Below are 18422 nucleotides of genomic sequence, written 5' to 3' on the forward strand. Positions count from 1 at the left end.
CAGGAATTACGGGGGTCATTCCATTCATGTCCAGCCTTTCGACGGCGAAGTTCCTGCCGCAGTTCAAACTTGGCACCAAGGCCGTCCTGTGCGCCGTGCTGCTGATCGCCGTAAACACGGCGCTCGTGGTTGGCGCCGGCTATTGGTCGCTGACCAACGCCTTCAATGACCGCGCGCTGCGCGACATCGAGGTCAATCTGCGCACGCTGGCGCTGGCCTTTGCCGAGATCGTGCCCGACGCCAAGATCACTGTGCGGGATGGCGCGGTCGCGCGCGCCGAGATCCCCAAGATGCCCGAATTTAGGGATCACGCCATCGTCGACCGCGCGGTGTCCTATGTCGGGGGCAACGCAACCCTGTTCGTGTTCGACGAGGCGAGCGGGCAGTTCGTCCGCCGCTCGACCAATGTGAAGAAGGAGAATGGCGACCGCGCCGTCGGCACCCAGCTTGCCGCCGATCATCCGGCGCAGGCCGGCTTGCGCCGTGGCGAGGCCTACAAGGGCCCGGCCGTGCTGTTCGGCAAGTCCTTCATGACCGCCTATTTCCCGGTCGCGGACGCGACCGGCAAGGTCGCCGGCATTCTCTACGTCGGCATCCCGATGGCCCAGTTCGAGACAATGCTGACCCAGGCGATCTCGAGCATGGCCGCCGCCGCCGGGCTCGCCGCGCTGCTGGTTCTAATCCTCACCCTGCTGATCGTCCGCCGTGTCACCCGGCCGTTGACCTCGGTCACGCGCTCGCTCACGGCGCTGGCGAACGGCCAGAGCGATGTCGAGATCGATTGCGAGGATCGCGCCGACGAGATCGGCGAGATCGCCCGCACCGTCGCGGTGTTCAAGAGCAATTCGCTGGAGCGCGCCCGCATGCGCAGCGAGCAGGCGGCGGCTTCGGCTGCCGCAGTCGAGCAGCGCAAGGCCGACCTGCGCAACTTCGTCGAGCAGTTCCGCGGCAGCGTCGGCGGCATCCTCGACAAGGTGCTGACGTCGTCAGGCGAGTTCGAGCGGGTGGCGCGGCAATTGACCGACACCGCACGCTCGACCGCCGATCTGTCCGCACAGTCGGCCGGGGCGTCCGAGGACGCCTCCGAGCACGTGCGTTCGGCGGCGTCAGCCTCCGACGAGCTGAGCCAGTCGATCTCCGAGATCACCCGGAGAGTGCAGGAATCGAACGAGATCTCCGCCGAGGCGGTGAGGCAGGCCGAGGTCACCGACCAGCGCATCGCGCAGCTCTCCGAGGCGGGCACGCGCATCGGCGACGTCGTCAAGCTGATCACCTCGATCGCCGAGCAGACCAACCTCCTGGCGCTGAACGCCACCATCGAGGCCGCGCGTGCCGGCGATGCCGGCCGCGGCTTTGCGGTCGTGGCTCAGGAGGTCAAGACGCTCGCCGGCCAGACCGCCAAGGCGACCGACGAGATCTCGAACCAGATCGCCAGCATGCAGCTTGCGACCGAGGAATCGGTCGCCGCCATCAGGGCGATCAGCCAGACCATCGAGCGCATCAGCGGCATCGCCGGCTCGATCTCGGCTGCGGTCGAGCAGCAGAAGAGCGCGACCCACAACATCGTGGCCAGCGTTCGCGCCGCGGTCTCAGGTACGGCCGAGGTCGCCGTCAACGTCCGTCACGCCGCCAAGGGCGCAAGCGAGACCGGCGAGACGTCGAGCCGGATGTTTGCCTCCGCGCAGGCGCTGTCGGGCGAGAGCCTGCATCTGAAGGCCGAGGTCGACGGCTTCCTCGAGCGCGTTCACGCGGCGTAGGGCTCCAACGCGGTCATTCCGGGGCGGTGCGTCAGCACCGAGCCCGGAATCTCGAGATCCCGGGTCTGGTCCTTCGGACCATCCCGGGATGACTTTTAGCGGTCGCTATTCGCGACCGCCAAAAGTCACTTAGGCTGCGGCACGATCCGGATGTAGGGCTTCGGCTCTTTCCAGCCCTGCGGGTAGATCGTCTTGGCCTCGTCGTTGGAGACCGAGCCTGCGATGATCACGTCCTCGCCCTGCGTCCAGTCGGCCGGGGTCGCGACGCGATGCTTGGCGGTGAGCTGGAGCGAGTCGACGACGCGCAGGATCTCCTGGAAGTTCCGCCCCGTCGTCATCGGATAGACCAGCACCAGCTTGATCTTCTTGTCCGGCCCGATGATGAAGACGTTGCGGACCGTCTGGTTGTCGGCCGGCGTGCGGGTGAGGGGATCGCCCGAGGTCGAGGCCGGCAGCATCTCGTAGAGCTTGGAGACGTTGAAGTCGGTGTCGCCGATCATCGGATAGTTCGGAGCCGCCCCTTGCGTCTCCTTGATGTCCTCAGACCACTTCGCGTGGCGATCGACCGGATCGACCGAGAGGCCCATCAGCTTGACGCCGCGCTTGTCGAATTCCGGCTTCAGCTTGGCCAGTGCGCCGAGCTCGGTCGTACAAACCGGCGTGAAGTCCTTGGGGTGCGAGAACAGCAGTGCCCAGCTGTTGCCGATCCAATCGTGGAACTTGATCTTCCCTTCGGTCGTCTCAGCTTCGAAGTCGGGGGCGGTGGTGCCGATCGGAAGTGTCATGGTTCTACCTCATCACATTGAATTTGCTTGAGAATTTGTCTCTGGCCGTCGCCGTCAGTATAGGGGCTTGGCGAGGCTAAGTGAACGTTGACTGAACCGCTTGAAGTAAAATGTGAATTCCTTCTCTGAAGAGCCGATCTCCTAGCACTTTTCTGTTACAGCGGCACCTGCGGCGAAACATCTCCACCGGGCCTCACGGTCTCGATTGCCCCGATAAAGCCTTTTATGACCCGCATCACGCCCGCCCGACGCTCTCCGGAACCGAAATGGTCCTCATAGCGACTAATCGGCAACCATTGAGAAAAGTCGCGATCCCCGTATCGAATCATTAACCACCCCTTTACGCCCGCATGAAAATGCTGGTCGGTCAGAAGAAATCTGGAAGTGAACTATGTCTGCCGCTGCGCCTAAGTCTGTTGAGTCGCCGTCCCTCGAACCGTCCTGCCGCGATACCGCGGCTCATGCTCTCTCCATCGTGCGCGACGGCGTGATCACGGGCGAAGGCCCGACCACCAAGGGCCGGGTGCACTTCTCCCGCTCGCTCGATGCCGATGACACCGCCTGGTGCACGCGCATCCTGACCGCCACCGCCGTCAACGACCAGCCGGTCAGCCGCGCCGAAGCCGAGGCGCTGTTCGAGATCAACGAGGCCGCGACCGAGCGCACCGACGGCGGCCGGTTCGACGACCTGCTTGCCAAGGCCGTGGCTCACTACGCCGCAAGCGCCTCGGGCCTGAAGGTGCCGCCGCGCAGCGTCGCGCTGTCGGCCGACACCGAGATCGAGAGCTGGGCGCCGTCCTATGCCTCCAAGGTCAACAGCGAGATGCTGGAGTGGATCGCCGGCCAGATGCGCGGCAAGCGCCAGAACAATCGTCGCCTGATGGCGATGGTGGCGACCTTCCTGGGCGCCACCGCGCTGCCTCTGGCGGGCCAATTGCCGAAGGTGTTCGACATCGGCATGTAAATTTGCGTCTCTTGAAGACGCGAACAAGCGGCGGGGTTATTTCCCCGCCGTTTTTTGTTTGCCGGCGTCCGGCTCGAGTCCGAGCGTGCGGCCCGGGAAGCCGGCGGCGTCGAAATAGCGCTGGCTGCCGACGCGCTGGAGGTTGAGCACGGTCTGAAGGCCGTTCTCGGACATCTTCGACTTCTCGACGCCCTTGAATGCCTTCGGCACGATGCCGTTGGGCAGGGCCTCCGACATCACGCGGCCGATCAGGCCGCCGTTGTGTGCGCCGCGCAGGCCCATCAGCTGGGCGGCCGTCATGCCGACGTCGGCATTGCTGACCGGGATCAGGCTGACATAGCCGGCTTTGAAATCCGGTCCGATCGCGGCCATGAAGTTCATGGTGTCGCCGCGGCTGAAGCTGCCATGCATGCCCTGGCCCTGGCGCAGCACGGTGTCGGCGACCTGCACCGAGCAGTTGGTCGGCGCCTCGCCGCAATCGCTGGCATAGGAGCGGAAGTTGACGACGATCGAGGGCGTCGGCGTCGCCGACTTGCCGCGCAGGTTGAGGCTCGACAGCGGCAGCGTGCCGGGGAAGCGGCCGAGCGAGTCCTCGACGAACAGGCCGGAGACGTAATCCTGCTCGAGCAGGGCCTTGATCGTTTTCGCCGCGAGCTTCTTGTCCTTGCTCGGCAGGTAGACCAGGTCCGAGCCGCCATTGGTGGCGACGACGAGGTCGGGCTTCTCCGGATCCTTGCCGAGCACGCCGTTGCCGGCCTTGGGATGCTTGTTGCCCTCGACCTTCGCATTCTTGTCGTTGGGGTCGAACAGCGGCAGATCGAGCGCTTTTGCAAGGTCGAGCGCCAAAAAGCCCATCGGCAGGAAGTCCTTCGGCGTGTCGTCATAGCTGACCTTGGCCGACGGGCTGGTCTTGCTCTCCTTGGAGATCGTCGAGAAGCCGTGGTCGGCCGAGATGATGATGTTGGTCGAGGCGGCGAGCCCGAGCTCGTCGAGCGCCTTGCGGAGCTGGGCGAGGTTGTTGTCGGCGTTCCTGATGCCGGCCATCGAGGTCGGCCCGTTGATGCCGGGCATGATCTGGTTGAGGCTGTCGCCGGTGTTGTGCTGGCTGCCGTCAGGGTCGCGCGACCAGAACACCAGGACGAACGGCTTGTTGCGCGCCTTGAACATCGGCAGCACCACCTTGGCGGCGACGTCGGCGAAATAGGCCTGCTGCGCGACATTGGCGACGGTGGTGCCGGGCGTCTTGGCATCGCCGGCCTTGCTGTTGTCGCCGCGCGGGGGCGTCGCAAGGGGCAGGCCGGCCTTGGTCAGCGCCGCCTTCACCTCGTCCGACAGCGCCACGCCGTTCTTGCCGCCGGTTGAGTCGTCGAACACGACCGAATGCAGGCCGGGCTTCTCGGGCTTGTCGGTGTGGTCGAACTGGTAGGTCGGCCCGACCTTGCCGATCGCCGCCGTGCTCAGCCCCTTGTCGCGGGCCATTTTCAGAATGGTCTCTTCGTTGAGATAGTCGCCCTTGAAATGCTCGTCGATGTCGCCGAGCACGGCGTCGTTCTCGATGAAGGGGACCACGGTGTCACCGGCGGGGACGGAGGTGTAGTTGGTCCAGATCGTGTTGGAGAACACGCCGGTGTCGCCGAGATAGTGGCCGGTCGACATCGCCGAGCCGTTGGCCATGGTGAAGGTCGGGAAGAGGGAATGCGGATTCTTGAAGTTGACACCCTTGTCGCGGACCTCGGCCATCGCGGGCGCCGTTTCAGGGGTGACCTTCAGCGCGCGCAGCCCGTCCGGGATGAACAGGATGAGGTTGCGGGGGGTGTTGTTTTGGGCGGAGGCAAGTCCAGCGGAAAGTCCGGTGGACAGCACTGTCAGTCCGGCGGACAGCAACACCAGTGAACGGCGCATCAAATCTCTCCTAACGGTGAGGCGGCAAGGCCGCGACCGCGGCCCCGGCCTTCGTTTAGTTTTGCTGGATGACAGTTTTGTTACAAGGCCTGTTACTAGTGCAAGAGGGATGGGGAGGGGGACGGCAACCCCCTCGTGTCCCGGACGCGACGCAGCTCGTAGGATGGGTAGAGCACTTGCGAAACCCATCATGCTTCCCCGTAGACGAAAGGTGATGGGTTTCGCTTCGCTCTACCCATCCTACAACCCCGCAGACACCCCTCCGCATTCTCGCGGCTTGTTTCGCCCGAGTTCTGCTTTGTCACTTCACCCTCATCAATGAAAGAGGGCGCAGGGAAGGCCGGGAGCCGGCTGGCTCCCATTGACCGCTATGCCAAGGGCAGGTTGCGCTACAATGCACAGCGGGAAACAGGGCAACCGGAGCATCCCGGCCTTCCCTGCGCGGATGGTTGGAACGGCTTATGTCGTGAGCTCCCCGGGGAGCGATGCACTATTGCCCCCGTCGCCCTGCGGATGGCTGATGCGCGTGCCCGGTCGGGCCGCAACATCACCGCAAGACTTGACGCACAGACCCCGGGCGTCAGGACCACACGATTTTGCCGTACGCAAGCTGCACCGGTCGTGCGCGCGACGCTTTTCGCTCACGGCTCTCCGCCCTGCGAAGCCTTCGCGCCAGTGAAGCCTGCGTCCACCGCTGCCCGGCCCGCGTGTCGTGACGATCGCGATACGCCCCTCTTCCTTGGGCCGGAGTGAATAATATCTAACAAAAATCAGAATTCTAATAAATAGAATTATTTCGATGCCGGTCGCTTGACCCCGGTCTTGGATGTCTTGCCCGACGGGGTGCACAAGGGGTTGTGGCCGGGACACTTATTCCGGCGCGGTCGTCACCCGCGGAGTCTGCGCGAGGGCCTGTGCCGGCTTGACGGACGCCGGGGCGGCTCCGCTCCTGGTCCGATCGCGCCGCAGCGAGAGCGGGGCCGTCTTGAGCGCATAGATGATCGCGATCTGGGTCCGGTTCTGGAGACGGTACTTGCGCATGATGTTGCCGATATGCGCCCGCACCGTGTTCTCCGAGATCTTGAGCTCGTAGGCGATGTTCTTGTTCTGCATGCCTCGCGCGATCAACATCATCAGCTCACGTTCGCGCGGCGTCGGTGTAATCGAATCCTTCGGATCCGGGCTCATGACTGGCTCCTCCCTGGTCTTCTGGTTGACGTGGCAGCCCCCCGGCATCTTCTCACTCCGTCTTGAGCGCCTCGATCGGGCTCAGCCTGGATGCCTTGTGGGCGGGGTAGAAACCGAAGATCAGGCCGGTCGCGATCGAGAAGACGAGGGCAAGGCCGATCGCCTCGCCGTCGATCGAGGTGATCCATCCGGCCATACGGGCGACGGTCATCGAGAGTGTGATGCCGCCGGCAACCCCGATGGCGCCGCCGAGCAGGCAGAGGACGAGTGCCTCGCAGAGGAACTGGAGTCTGATGTCCCGCATCCGGCCGCCAAGCGCGCGGCGGATTCCGATCTCCCGCGTGCGCTCGGTAACCGACACGATCATGACATTCATGATGCTGATGCCGCCGACGAGCAGCGAGACCGAGGCGATGGCGACGAGCAGGAGCGCCACGGTGCGGATCGCGCCCTGCTGCGCTTCCATGGCGGCGGCCGGATCCTGGACCTTGAAGTCGTCCTCCTGGCCGGCGGGGATACGGTGGCGCTGCCGCAGCAGGTTTTCGATCTCCGATCGCGCGCCCGCCATCTGGCCGTCCGCGGCCACCTTGGCGATGATGTAGGCGACCGAATCCCGGTTGATGTTGCTCGCGCTGCCAAGGAAGCGCAGCTTGGCCGTGGTGAGGGGGACGAAAGCGACGTCGTCCTGCGCCGGGCCCTTGCGATCGAGCACGCCGATCACTTCGAGCGGCACCTTCATGATCCGGATCTGGGCGCCGATCGGATCGTCGCCGGGCGCGAACAGCTCGCGCGCGACGGTGCTGCCGAGGATCACGACCTTGCCTGCGCCGGTCTCTTCGGTGCCGGAGAAATAGCGCCCGGCCGCGAGCTGCCAGTCGCGCACCATGAAGTGACCGGTCGTCGTGCCGTTGATGGTCGTATTCCAGTTCTTGCTCTCGTGGATGACCTGCGCCGTTCCGGCGATCGAGCCGGCCGCGGCCTGGATCTCCGGAATCTGCTCGATGATGGCCTGCACGTCGCTCTCGGTCATCGTCAGCTTGCTGCCGTCCTTGAGCCGCACGCCACCCTGATAGACCGCGCCCGGCGTGATCATCAGCACGTTGGCGCCGATCGAGCGGATCTGCTCCTGGAGGCGAAGCTGCGCGCCGGACCCGATCGCAAACACCGTCACGATCGAGGCGACGCCGATCACGATGCCGAGCATGGTGAGGAAGCTGCGCAATGGATTGAGCCGCAAGGCGTGCAGGGCGATCTGAAAGCCCTGGAGCATCGTCATGACACAGCGCTCCGTTTCGGCAGCAGCGGGGCCACCGTCTCGTCGCTGACGAGCTCGCCGTCGTGCAGGCGGATCGTGCGCCGGCACCGCGTCGCGATGCCGGGGTCGTGCGTGATCATCACGATGGTCTGGCCGGTCCGGTTGAGCGCGGCGAACAGCGCCAGGATTTCGGCGCCGGTGCGGCTGTCGAGCGCGCCGGTCGGCTCGTCGGCGAGCACGATCAGCGGGGAGGCGATCAGTGCACGCGCGATCGCGACGCGCTGCTGCTCGCCGCCCGAGAGCTGCCGCGGAAAGTGATGAGCCCGGTGCAGCATGCCGACGGCCTGAAGGCTCGCTTCGGCTCGCGCCAGGCGGTCCTTGCGACCGATGCCGCAATAGACCAGCGGCAGTGCGACGTTCTCGATCGCATTATGGCGTGCGAGCAGATTGTAGGACTGGAACACGAAGCCGATGCTGCGGGCGCGCAGGGACGACCGGCGATCTTCCGAGAGCCCGGCGACATTGGCTCCCTCGAGATGGACCTCGCCTTCGCTCGGCAGGTCGAGCAGCCCGATCATGTTCATCAGCGTCGACTTGCCGGAGCCCGACGGTCCCATCACGGCGACGATCTCGCCCTGTGCGATGTCGAAGCTGACGTTGCGCACCGCGGCCACTGCGACCCCGTCGGTGCGATAGGTCCTGGATACGGACCGGAGACTGATGAGGGGCAGGGGGGCGGTCATGATCCGAACCTGATTCCGAGAAACTCCATGCCTGCCGGCCGGATGGCCTGGCCGACGGCGACCTGGCTGCCTTCGACGAGGTCGCCGCTCTTGAGTGCGACCTGTTCGGTGCCGGAGGCGCCGACCGTCACCGCAATACGCCGGAGCGAGCCGCCGGCAGTGCGCACCCACACGCCGCTGTGCGCGGTGGTCGGGTCCGGACGTGTGCCGGACGGCTGGAAACGCAGCGCGGCGAGCGGCACCTTCAGCACGTCGTCCTGCCGCTCGATCACGATCTTCACCAGGGCAGTCATGCCGGGCAGCAGCGCGCCGTCGAGGTTGGAGGTCGACAGCACGACGGTGTAGGTGACGACGTGCTGCTGGTTCTGCGGCGCCTTGCGCACCTGCCGCACCACGGCCTCGAAGCGGCGGTCGGGGTAGGCATCCACCGTGAAATGGGCGCGCTGGCCGGAGGCGATGCGGCCGATATCGGCCTCGTCGACCTGGGCGTGAATCTCCATGTCTTCCAGCCGGTGGGCGACCACGAAGGTGGTGCGCGACTCCAGGCCGACCGCGAGCGTCTGGCCCTCGTTGACGAACCTGCCGACGACGACGCCGTCGATCGGCGAGCGGATCACGGTGCGGTCGAGATCGGCCTGGGCCGCGGCGAGAACGGCCGCCTTCTCCGGCACCGCCATTCGGGCCTGTTGCAGCTCGGCCTCGATCCGGCGGACGTCGGCCTGCGCGCCGTCCACGGAGTAGGAATTGAGCGACATCAGGACCTCGGCCTCGCGCTCCTGGGCCAGCCGTGCCGTGAACTCGGTCTGCGCGTCGTCGACCGTCGTCGTCGCCACCACGTTCTGCGACTGCAGCGCCAGCTTGCGCTGCAGGGTCCTCTGCGCCGAGGCCTTGACGGCTTGCGCGCTCTCGAGCTTGGCGGCGAGCACGTCCCGGCTGCCCCTGGCGTTCTGCAGATCGATCCTGGCGCGATCGAGCTTGGCGCGCGCGATGTCGACCAGGGAATTGGCGACCGCCAGGGAAGCCCTGGCTTCGTCGACCTTGGCCGCGAAGCTGCGCGGATCGATCAGGGCGAGCGGCTGGTCCTTGGCGACGGTGTCGTTGAAGTCGACATAGACCCGGGCGAGCTGCCCGGACAGCTGGGAACCGACCTCGATCGTCTTGACCGGCTGCAGCGCGCCGGTGACGGTGACGGTCTGCTCGATGCTGCCGCGCTGGATCGCGGCATAGCGGAACATCGGCGCATCCGACCCGAAGGCCGAAGCTTCGCGCCCGCCGGGCACGAGCAGCCGTTTCGTCGAGTCGTAGGCGTGAGCCGCCGTGTCTGCCGCGCTCCCGGCGGCGCCGGCGATGACGGCCGGCTCCGCGGCGAAGACCGCGGCAAGGCCGCATGCAGTTCCAAGCACGGCAATAATTGGCACAAATCGCATATCAAAAACTCGCCTGCTTGAAATGGCTTCGTTGGCGGCGCGGAGCGAGATCGCGCTATGGTTGTAAATTGTCAGAAGCAATATCGATCGTCAGTATGTCGTCGTTGCCGGGGCGACGGTCGGGTGCGCTGAGCGATCCAGAAGTAAAGTGCGGGGGTGCGACTTTTCGTGATTTGCGTGAAATGTATACCCGGCGTATGCCAAAGGTTGCGCGCGGTATCGAACTCGATAGGCTGACTGAACGTCCCGTATGATCTGGCCGATGCGGCCAGTCGCCGGCGTTCAAGTCGGCGTATGGGTGGCGACGCCATGACGCAGTCGGCGATACCGCGGCGACGACGTCGGATTGCTTCATTCGCGATAACGCGCCTCGCCGTGATGCCGCCGGTGGCGAGATCGAATCTCTGCAATCACGAAGCCCGATATGTGAACGCCTTCACTCGTCTTCACGGAGTGTTGGCCCTAAGACGTCGAACCGGTGGACCGACGCCATTCGTTCGATCCCCGCGAATTCAACCAAGCACCTTGTTCTCGCTTGCAAGAAGAATGGATGGCTCGCTGCTTGCTCATCGAGCCCCAAGCCGGGGAGTCCGTCTGCCATGAGCTCAGGTCAAGCCACCGTTTACGTCGTTGACGACGAGGTTCAGATTCGAACTGCGATTGGAAGTCTCTGCGAGGAGACCGGACACCAGGTGAGATTGTTTGCGTCGACCGACGAATTTCTCGCGGAGAGACTTTCCGGCGGGCCTTCGTGCCTCGTGCTCGACGTTCGCTTTCCCGGGACCTCGCCGACCGGTCTCGAGCTGCAGCGCCGGCTCGCCGAGACGGGCGTGCCGATTCCGATCGTCTTCATCAGCGGCCACTCAGACGTCCGTGTCTCGGTCGAGGCGATGAAGCGCGGCGCGGTCGAGTTTCTACCAAAACCCTTTCGCGAGCAGGAGATCCTCGATGCGATCAGGCATGGCATCGAGCGCGACCGCAGGCGGATGGAACGCGAATACGCCGTGCGCGAGGCCCGGCTGCGCATCGAGACGCTGACGGCGAGGGAGCGCGAGATCATGCTGCTGATGGCCGAGGGGCTTGTCGCCAAGCAGATCGCGGCGAGGCTTGGCGTGAGCGAAGTGACGGTGAAGGTCCATCGCGCCCGGATGATGCGAAAGCTCGAGTTGCGTTCGCCGATCGAGGTGGCGCGGCTGATCGACAGCATGGGACGCGAAGCGGAGACGACGCGCGCCGGTGCAGGACAGCCGCAAATCTGAGGCTGCGCGTGGCGACATTCAGCGCTTCGTCTAGTCCGTACCGATTAGCATGAACTGCAGTCTGTCGCGATCGCTGCGATCGGTTCAGAGTCATCCCACGATGTCGGTCGCATTCAGGACCAGCATCCGAAACCAGTCAGACAACTTGGCCAGAAAGGGATACTCCATGCGCAAATTGTTTTTTGCTTCCGTTGCCGTGCTCGCTCTGTCTTCCGCGGCCCAGGCCGCCAATACTTCGACCACGGTGCAGGTCGGCTTGGTGAACGGTTCGAGCGTCACGCAGAACGGCCTCACCAATGACAGTTCGTCGACGACCCAGATCGGCATCCTGAACGGTGCGTCCACCATGCAGGGCACCAGCTCGCCGTCGCTCAACAACGTCAGCACTGTGAACCAGGCCGGCGTGCAGAACTCGGCGACCACCGGCCAGGTGGCCTTCGGCAACAACGGCAGCGCGATCACCCAGAATTCGTTCGGGCCGCCCGCGCTCCAGAACAACTCCGCCAGCGTCGGCCAGCTCAGCTTCGGCATCAACACGAGCACCGTCTCGCAGACGGCGCACTGAACCATCTCGTCGGCCGGATGCGTCACGGCGCGTCCGGCCAATTCTCGCGGAGGAACATGACATGCGGATCACCTATCTCGTTGCGACGGCCATCGCGCTCAGTGCACTGACCACCGTCGATGCCCAGGCCGGCAACTCGGCCAGCGTGCTGCAGTTCGGCACGACCAACAGCTCCTTCATCTCGCAGACGGGCTCGACCAGCAACAACGCCACGACGTTGCAGTTCGGTGCGACCAATACGGCGACCACCTTGCAGACGGGCTCGCTCCTCACCGTCAACACCGCGGTGACCGGGCAGGGCGGCACCACGGCGACGGCCTCCAACACGGCGCTGACCGGTCAGATCGGCGGCTCCAATTCGAGCCTGATCGGCCAGATCGGCGCGAACAATACGGCCGGCGTCGGGCAGCTCGGCATCCTGAACGGCTCGACGATTCTCCAGCAGACCCCGTGAGCAATTCTGAAGTGGTGAGGCACGTCATGAAACGTCTCTCGAAACGCCTCTTGGCAAGCAGCTGCGCCGCGATGTTCGCCTTGTGCTGCGCCGGCGCCGGATCAGCCGGCGCCCAGACCGCCGACATCAAGACCATCGTGTCGGTCGGCGGACCGCCGGTCGTGCTGAACCAGAACAGTCAGCTCAACATGGCGGGCGTGTTCATGGTCGGCGGCAGCACCAGCGCGACCGTTGTCCAGAACGGCACCAACAATGCCACGGGCGTCCTCCAATTCGGCGGGACGAATTCGGCGTCGATCGGGCAGGCCGGGATGAACAATTTCGCCTTCGTCGGCCAGACCGGCCAGTCGGCGACCAGTCTCGTGTCGCAGCTCGGCGCCATGAACACGGGCACGGTGGCGCAGTTCAGCACGGTCAATACGTCGACGATCGTCCAGACCGGTCCGTAAAGACGCGCGAACTCATCGGCGTCGGGAACCAGCGGGGAAGCGCGATGCGGAGCGGCAGAGAGGTCTCGAAGCGGGTTCTGGCCGTGGCGGCGTTGCTTGCCGCCATCGGCGCGGCGACGCAGGCGTCGGCCGGATCCATCCAGCGCAGCGTGACGAACCCGAACGTGAGCATCGAGACGATCGTGCAATTCGGCAACGACGTTCAGCCTGTCACGATCGAGGAGAACAGCCGCGTCAATATCGCGCGGGTGATCCAGATCGGCGGATCGGGAACGGTGGATGCGACCATCATCCAGAACGGCACGCGCAACTATGCCAACGTGATCCAGATGGGCGGCACCACCAACTCGGCGGTCGGTCAGTCCGGCCTCAGCAACACCGCCGACATCACCCAGATCGGCAATTCCACCAATGCGCTCCTGCTTCAGATCGGTGACATGAACTCGGGAGCGGTGAGGCAGTTCGGACGTTTCAACTGGCTGGCGATCTTCCAGTTCGGCCGATGATGGAGGGATGACATGAGGTTGCTCCTGCTCGCATCCGGAATAGGATTCATGAGCGTGGTTGCGATGGCGCCGGCCGGGGCCGGCGACGGTCACACCACGGTGGTTCAGGACGAAAACGGGACGGCGGCGATCACGCAAAGCGGCGATCCCGCGCAGGCCGAGGTCAGGATCGAGAAAGAGCCCGGGCGCACCACGGTGTACCGGCGCAGCGGCGGAAACACCGCGATCGTGACGCAGGGCACCGGAAATGCGCAGGACATGCTCGATTGGCTGCGCAAGCACCAGCAAGACCACTGACACGTCCTGCTGACGCAGAGAGGCCCATCGTCCCTGAAAGGACGACGGGCCACCCGCGTTGGCTGGAACGACGTCGCTGAAACAGGCCGGGACTTCCGGGCGTTCTGCCGCACCTTGTTCCCCGTTAATCCCGTGTCTTAACCAACAATTAATTATACGTTTGCGGCTGGGCGACAGCCCGGCCTAGCGTGTGGTGGGGAGCCGCCGAAGCCAAACGAGTTGGTGCGTATCATGATGTCCAGATCATATGGGGCGCTGCTCGCCTCGCTCAGCGCAGCCGCGCTGCTCCTTTCTTCAAGCGACAGTTTTTCAAGGCCCGGCGGCGTTGCTGCGCATGGGCTGGCTGCGGCGCCGCCGACTGCGGCAATGCGTCCGCCGATCGCGCCGGGTGCCCGGTTCCGCGGCCGCAACACGCCGTGGGTCTATTGGCCGGGCGGCGGCGGGTTCTTCTACGATGGCGCAGGCTACGGCCAGCCCTTCGCCGACGCCGGGCAGCCGCTCTCCAACGACGTGCGCTACACCTATACCTATGACGTTCCCTGGGACTGGACGCATCGCTTCCCGCCGAACGTGGTGCCGTCCGACCGGCCCTACGTGCCGAGCTGCCCGACGGAGCAGGTGACGGTGCCCGGCCGCGGCGGCGGCGAGCACACCGTCAACATCATGCGCTGCTACTAGCCCAGCTCAAAGCTGGTCACGCCGAAGACGCGGTCGATCCGCAGCGGCGCGATCGGCCCCGTGTACATCCGCGCCGTCTCGAACACCGGCTTGAGGCCGAGCTGTTCCGCGAGCGCGATGGCCTCGCGATTGACGGCGGGGACATCGAGGAAGACTTCGCCGCCGCCCGCACTCGCCAGCAACGCCTGCACGACCTTCTCCGCGGCGGCGCGATCATCGGCGACGAGCGGGCCGATCTTGTGGCCGCTCCGGCACCGGCGGATCACGCCCCATGCGGCAAGCTTGCCATCACGCAGCAGCGCGCGGCCGACATGTCCTGATGTGTTGATCCAGGCGCGCAGGAAGGCGCTGCGCGGCGCTGGGAACACCGTGGCGTCGTCGGCTTCGACGAGCGCGAACGGGATCGTGTCGAGTGCGACGAGGTCAGTGGGCGGCCCCGGCGGCGCGGCGACGATGCCGCCATAGCGGATATTGGCGTAGGCAAGCTGGAAACCGGACTTTCTGTAGTTGTCCTGCTGCGCGACGACGCCGTCGAGGCCGATCACGCGAGGGCGCGCATGCGCGATCGCCGCGTTCCAGATGCGCAGGCCGTGGCCGGAACCGCGAAAACTTTCACGCACGATGTAGAAGCCGAGAAAGGCGAAGCGGTCGTCGTAGTTGACGCAGGAGACGGTCGCGACCGGCTCGCCGTCGATCTCGCCGACGAAGAAAGCTTGCGCGTCGGGGATGGCGAAGCAGGCGGCGTCGGAGAGGCCCGGATTCCAGCCCTCTGCCGCGGCCCAGTCGACGGCGATCGAGATCTCCTCGGGCCGCAAATTGCGGATCTGCAAATCGCTCATGACGGATGCCTTCGACTGGACCTGCCGGCAAGTCTGGCGGTAGAAGGCCTCATGATAGGCCGGGCCCGCGGCTCGCCTCAAGACAGGGATGATCAGTCATGGCAGCAGAGAAAGTCGCACTCGTCACCGCCGGCGGCAGCGGCATGGGGGCAGGGGCTGCGCGGCGGCTTGCGGCCGACGGCTTCCGCGTCGCGATCCTGTCGTCCTCCGGCAAGGGCGAGGCGCTGGCGGCCGAGCTCGGCGGCTTGGGCATCACCGGCTCCAACAAGTCGAATGACGATCTGAAGCGTCTCGTCGACGGCGCGATGGCGAAGTGGGGGCGTATCGACGTGCTCGTCAACAGTGCGGGCCACGGACCGCGCGCGCCGATCACGGAGATTACCGACGAGCAGTGGCACACCGGCCTCGATACATATCTGCTCAACGTGATCCGGCCGACCCGGTTGGTGACGCCGGTGATGCAGGCACAGAAGGCTGGCGCCATCATCAATATCTCGACCGCCTGGGCATTCGAGCCGAGCGCGATGTTTCCGACCTCGGCGGTGTTCCGCGCGGGCCTTGCCGCCTTCACCAAAATCTTCACCGACACCCATGCCGCCGACAACATCCGCATGAACAACGTTCTGCCGGGCTGGATCGACAGCCTGCCGCAGCTAGATGCGCGCCGCGACAGCGTGCCGATGAAGCGCTACGGCAAGGTCGAGGAGATCGCGGCGACGATCGCGTTCCTGGCGTCCGACGGCGCGGCCTACATCACCGGCCAGAACATCCGTGTGGACGGTGGGCTGACGCGTTCGGTCTGACGCCGGAAGATTCGAATCGCGCTCGCGCCGCCTTGTCGTGATGCGACACCGGCGCGCGTAGCGCGCCACGGATGAAGGGCGAGGCGTGGCTCTTGGGTCACACTCCTCGTCCGTTCGCACGACGTGGGGCGCACACTACGTCACAGTCCCTATGAACTTCGCCGCAGCCCAAGACGGCATGGGGCCGGCGGCCTATGCCCGATCTGCGCCGGATGCCTTCCGCCCGCGCGCATTCGAAACGCGAGCTGATCGCGTGGGCAAGGAGACTAGAATGAAGAAGTTTTTGCTGGCGGTCGCTTCGGTTGTTTTGGGCACCGCATCGGTGCAGGCGGCCGACCTCGCGGCGCATTACACCAAGGCGCCGATGATGGCGCCGGCTTACAACTGGACCGGATTTTACGTCGGCGGCAATGTCGGCGGGCAGTGGGGCAGCTCCGATCCCAGCACCTCGACCGTGTTTTCTCCGACGGGCTATTTCGCCGCCAGCAGCGTTCCCGCCATCAACACGGTCGGCGCCCAGGGCATCAACAGCTCCAGCGTGACCGGCGGCTTCACCGCCGGCTACAACTGGCAGGTCAACCATGCCGTGCTCGGCCTCGAAGGCGACATCAACTATTTCGGCTTCAAGGGCAGTGCGACCGGTTCGGCGCTTTATCCGTGCTGCGCGCCGACCGGCTTTACGGTGTCGTCGTCGGTCTCGGCCGACTGGCTCGCGACCATCCGCGGCCGTATCGGCTTCCTGGCCGCTCCGACCTGGCTGCTCTACGCCACGGGCGGCGCCGCGATCGCGGAGGTCAAGGGCAATTTCAACTTCACCGACACGTTTGCGGGAGCAACCGAGTCGAGCGCGATCCGCGACACGCGTCTCGGCTGGACCGCGGGCGTGGGCACCGAATATGCGTTCGGCGGCGGCTGGTCGCTCAAGGCCGAATATCTCTATGTCGATCTCGGGCGCGCCAGCGCGACCAGCAACAACCTAGCTGCATTCGTGCCGGCCATCGCATTCCCGAGCAACGTCTACACCCACTCGGTCGACCTCAAGTCGAACATCGTGCGCGTCGGCGTGAACTACAAGTTCGGCGGACCTGTCGTCGCCAGATACTGAGCTTCATCCCGTTCCGAATCTGGCTTGGAAAGCCCCGGCTCAGCCGGGGCTTTCTGTTTCGAGGGCCGGCTTCAGTGCGAGGCCACGAGCTTCGCCAGCGCGGGCAGGATCCTGTAGCGCGCGATCTCGTGCGGATATTCGCCGCGATTGGCCAGCAGCACGATGCCGATCCGCCGCGCCGGCACGAGGCCGAGATAGCCGGAGGCGTTGTTGAGGCCGCCCGGCTTGTCGACGACGGTGGCCTCGGGAAGACGCACCGTCTCCCACGCCATGCCTTGCCCGAATTTCTCGTCGACGCGGAAGATCTCGTGCTGCGTCATCCTCAGCGCCTCGCGCAAATGCGGGTCGACCGAGTGGCCATCGACGCAGGCCGCAACGAAGGTTGAAAGATCCCGCGGCGAAGAGAATATCTGGCCAGTGCCGGGGAAATCGAAATAGCTCTGCTGGTTGCCGGGCGGGCCGATGGCCATGCCCTGATCCGAATAGCCCTGGACGACCCGCTGCATCCACGCTGCATCCATGACGGCACGGTTGTCCTCGCCGCGTTCGGGCACCGAGGTCGCGGTCATACCGAGCGGCCTGAAGATGCGCTGTTCGAGCTGGGTTGCGATCGGCGTGCCGTAACAGCGTTCGAGCACGAGCTGGAGCAGCACATAGCCGGCATGGCTGTAGATGCGCTGCTTGCCGGGCGCCTCGCCAGACTGCGGTCTCCAGGCGTTGAGCATCTCGATGAACTGTGCGCGCGAGAACTCCTCGTTCGGCCAGGGCGGGTGGTCGGTCGGCAGCAGCAGTCCCGACGTGTGTGTGACGAGTTCGCCGACGGTGACGCGGCGGATAGAGTCGCTGGTGAGCTCGGGCAGGTATTTCGGCAGGCGGTCGTCGAGCCGCAGCTCGCCCCGGAGCGTGCCGAGCGCGACCAGCGTCGCCTCGAACGGCTTGCGCAGCGAGCCGAGGTTGAACAACGTGTCCGACGTGACCGGCCGTCGTGTGGTGTCGTCGGCAAAGCCGTAGTTGAAGAACTCGACATGACGGCCGGCATAGAGCGCGGCGGCGAGGCCGCCCGGTTGGTCCGGCGTCGCGGTCGGCGCCAGCTCATTGGCGACGATGTCGCGCATCTGCGCGATCATGTCGGAATCCGCAGCCGCCTCGCGCGGCCTGATGAGGCCGATTGCGAGCGGAAGCAGGGCCGCCTTGGCGAAGCCGCGCCGGCTGATCGAAAGAGATCGTAAGGTGACAAGAGAGGACACGCGCTTGATGAACAGATTGCCGACGCCCCCGGCGCCAGTCGTACCTGCAAACCGCGTCCCGCCTCAATTCACAATCGCGCGTTGGAAGTTCCGTAGCGAACCTTCTAGCCGCCTATCCAGCGCACGGCCGCCTCGACGGCGGATTTTACTTAGCTTGTCGGCTAACAAATATTGACGCGGGTTCGCGACGGGTCTATAG

19 protein-coding genes are annotated in these 18422 nt (G+C 65.3%); 11 read left to right on the forward strand and 8 right to left on the reverse strand.

The genetic code is table 11. The features are described 5' to 3' along the window. Positions 1-26: 26 nt before the first annotated feature. A complete protein-coding gene (locus AB5K84_RS20010) occupies positions 27-1757 on the forward strand; it encodes a methyl-accepting chemotaxis protein (protein WP_110116338.1) in 1731 nt (576 codons plus the stop codon). Between the two features lie 125 nt (positions 1758-1882). Here AB5K84_RS20010 and AB5K84_RS20015 read toward each other — a convergent pair whose 3' ends face one another. After that, complete coding sequence (locus AB5K84_RS20015) at positions 1883-2542, reverse strand: peroxiredoxin (RefSeq protein WP_011088064.1); 660 nt, start codon at positions 2540-2542, stop codon at positions 1883-1885. 391 nt (positions 2543-2933) lie between these two features. On the opposite strand from AB5K84_RS20015, the gene AB5K84_RS20020 reads away from it, so the two are divergent. Beyond that, positions 2934-3506 carry a hypothetical protein gene (locus tag AB5K84_RS20020; RefSeq protein WP_110116337.1) on the forward strand — a complete coding sequence of 191 codons (573 nt, stop codon included), beginning with the start codon at positions 2934-2936 and terminating at the stop codon, positions 3504-3506. 36 nt (positions 3507-3542) lie between these two features. Here AB5K84_RS20020 and AB5K84_RS20025 read toward each other — a convergent pair whose 3' ends face one another. The 5 genes from AB5K84_RS20025 to AB5K84_RS20045 form a co-directional block, all read right to left on the reverse strand. Next, a complete protein-coding gene (locus AB5K84_RS20025) occupies positions 3543-5408 on the reverse strand; it encodes an alkaline phosphatase family protein (RefSeq protein ID WP_110116336.1) in 1866 nt (621 codons plus the stop codon). A gap of 870 nt (positions 5409-6278) precedes the next feature. After that, a complete protein-coding gene (locus AB5K84_RS20030) occupies positions 6279-6596 on the reverse strand; it encodes a response regulator transcription factor (RefSeq protein ID WP_110116334.1) in 318 nt (105 codons plus the stop codon). Positions 6597-6648: 52 nt separating this feature from the next. Next, entirely contained in the window at positions 6649-7872 is a 1224-nt protein-coding gene (locus AB5K84_RS20035; RefSeq protein WP_110116333.1) for an ABC transporter permease, read from the reverse strand. Further along, a complete protein-coding gene (locus AB5K84_RS20040) occupies positions 7869-8594 on the reverse strand; it encodes an ABC transporter ATP-binding protein (RefSeq protein ID WP_110116332.1) in 726 nt (241 codons plus the stop codon). The genes AB5K84_RS20035 and AB5K84_RS20040 overlap by 4 nt, the downstream gene beginning before the upstream one ends. Then, the gene (locus AB5K84_RS20045) at positions 8591-10021 is read right to left on the reverse strand and encodes an efflux RND transporter periplasmic adaptor subunit (RefSeq protein ID WP_110116331.1); all 1431 of its coding nucleotides are present in this window, start codon (positions 10019-10021) and stop codon (positions 8591-8593) included. The genes AB5K84_RS20040 and AB5K84_RS20045 overlap by 4 nt, the downstream gene beginning before the upstream one ends. 599 nt (positions 10022-10620) lie before the next feature. Between AB5K84_RS20045 and AB5K84_RS20050 the strand changes: the two genes are divergently transcribed. From AB5K84_RS20050 to AB5K84_RS20080, 7 genes are all read left to right on the forward strand, one after another. Then, entirely contained in the window at positions 10621-11280 is a 660-nt protein-coding gene (locus tag AB5K84_RS20050) for a response regulator transcription factor (protein WP_110116330.1), read from the forward strand. 166 nt (positions 11281-11446) lie between these two features. Further along, positions 11447-11845 carry a hypothetical protein gene (locus tag AB5K84_RS20055; RefSeq protein WP_038967086.1) on the forward strand — a complete coding sequence of 133 codons (399 nt, stop codon included), beginning with the start codon at positions 11447-11449 and terminating at the stop codon, positions 11843-11845. Positions 11846-11906: 61 nt separating this feature from the next. Next, positions 11907-12299, forward strand: a complete 393-nt coding sequence (locus tag AB5K84_RS20060; RefSeq protein WP_110116328.1) for a curlin — start codon at positions 11907-11909, stop codon at positions 12297-12299. 26 nt (positions 12300-12325) lie between these two features. Beyond that, positions 12326-12748, forward strand: coding sequence for a curlin (locus tag AB5K84_RS20065; RefSeq protein WP_162603581.1), 423 nt, complete (start codon positions 12326-12328; stop codon positions 12746-12748). 44 nt (positions 12749-12792) lie between these two features. Then, positions 12793-13254: a curlin gene (locus tag AB5K84_RS20070; RefSeq protein WP_110116326.1), complete on the forward strand. Its 462-nt coding sequence runs from the start codon at positions 12793-12795 to the stop codon at positions 13252-13254. A 12-nt stretch (positions 13255-13266) separates the two neighbouring features. After that, positions 13267-13551: a hypothetical protein gene (locus tag AB5K84_RS20075; protein ID WP_038967087.1), complete on the forward strand. Its 285-nt coding sequence runs from the start codon at positions 13267-13269 to the stop codon at positions 13549-13551. A 231-nt stretch (positions 13552-13782) separates the two neighbouring features. Then, positions 13783-14229: a hypothetical protein gene (locus AB5K84_RS20080; protein WP_028171445.1), complete on the forward strand. Its 447-nt coding sequence runs from the start codon at positions 13783-13785 to the stop codon at positions 14227-14229. Here the strand turns inward: AB5K84_RS20080 and AB5K84_RS20085 are convergent. Next, entirely contained in the window at positions 14226-15068 is an 843-nt protein-coding gene (locus AB5K84_RS20085; protein WP_110116325.1) for a GNAT family N-acetyltransferase, read from the reverse strand. The genes AB5K84_RS20080 and AB5K84_RS20085 overlap by 4 nt on opposite strands. A 98-nt stretch (positions 15069-15166) precedes the next feature. Between AB5K84_RS20085 and AB5K84_RS20090 the strand changes: the two genes are divergently transcribed. Both AB5K84_RS20090 and AB5K84_RS20095 read left to right on the forward strand, forming a co-directional pair. Further along, on the forward strand, positions 15167-15871 hold the full coding sequence (locus tag AB5K84_RS20090; RefSeq protein WP_110116324.1) for an SDR family oxidoreductase: 705 nt from the start codon (positions 15167-15169) through the stop codon (positions 15869-15871). Positions 15872-16142: 271 nt separating this feature from the next. Next, complete coding sequence (locus AB5K84_RS20095; protein WP_110116323.1) at positions 16143-16976, forward strand: outer membrane protein; 834 nt, start codon at positions 16143-16145, stop codon at positions 16974-16976. 71 nt (positions 16977-17047) lie between these two features. On the opposite strand, the gene AB5K84_RS20100 is transcribed toward AB5K84_RS20095, so the two are convergent. Continuing rightward, positions 17048-18223, reverse strand: coding sequence for a serine hydrolase (locus AB5K84_RS20100; RefSeq protein ID WP_074076859.1), 1176 nt, complete (start codon positions 18221-18223; stop codon positions 17048-17050). Between the last annotated feature and the right edge of the window lie 199 nt (positions 18224-18422).

Origin of the sequence: Bradyrhizobium sp. 1200_D9_N1_1, assembly GCF_052075915.1 — a bacterium.
GTDB lineage: Bacteria > Pseudomonadota > Alphaproteobacteria > Rhizobiales > Xanthobacteraceae > Bradyrhizobium > Bradyrhizobium diazoefficiens.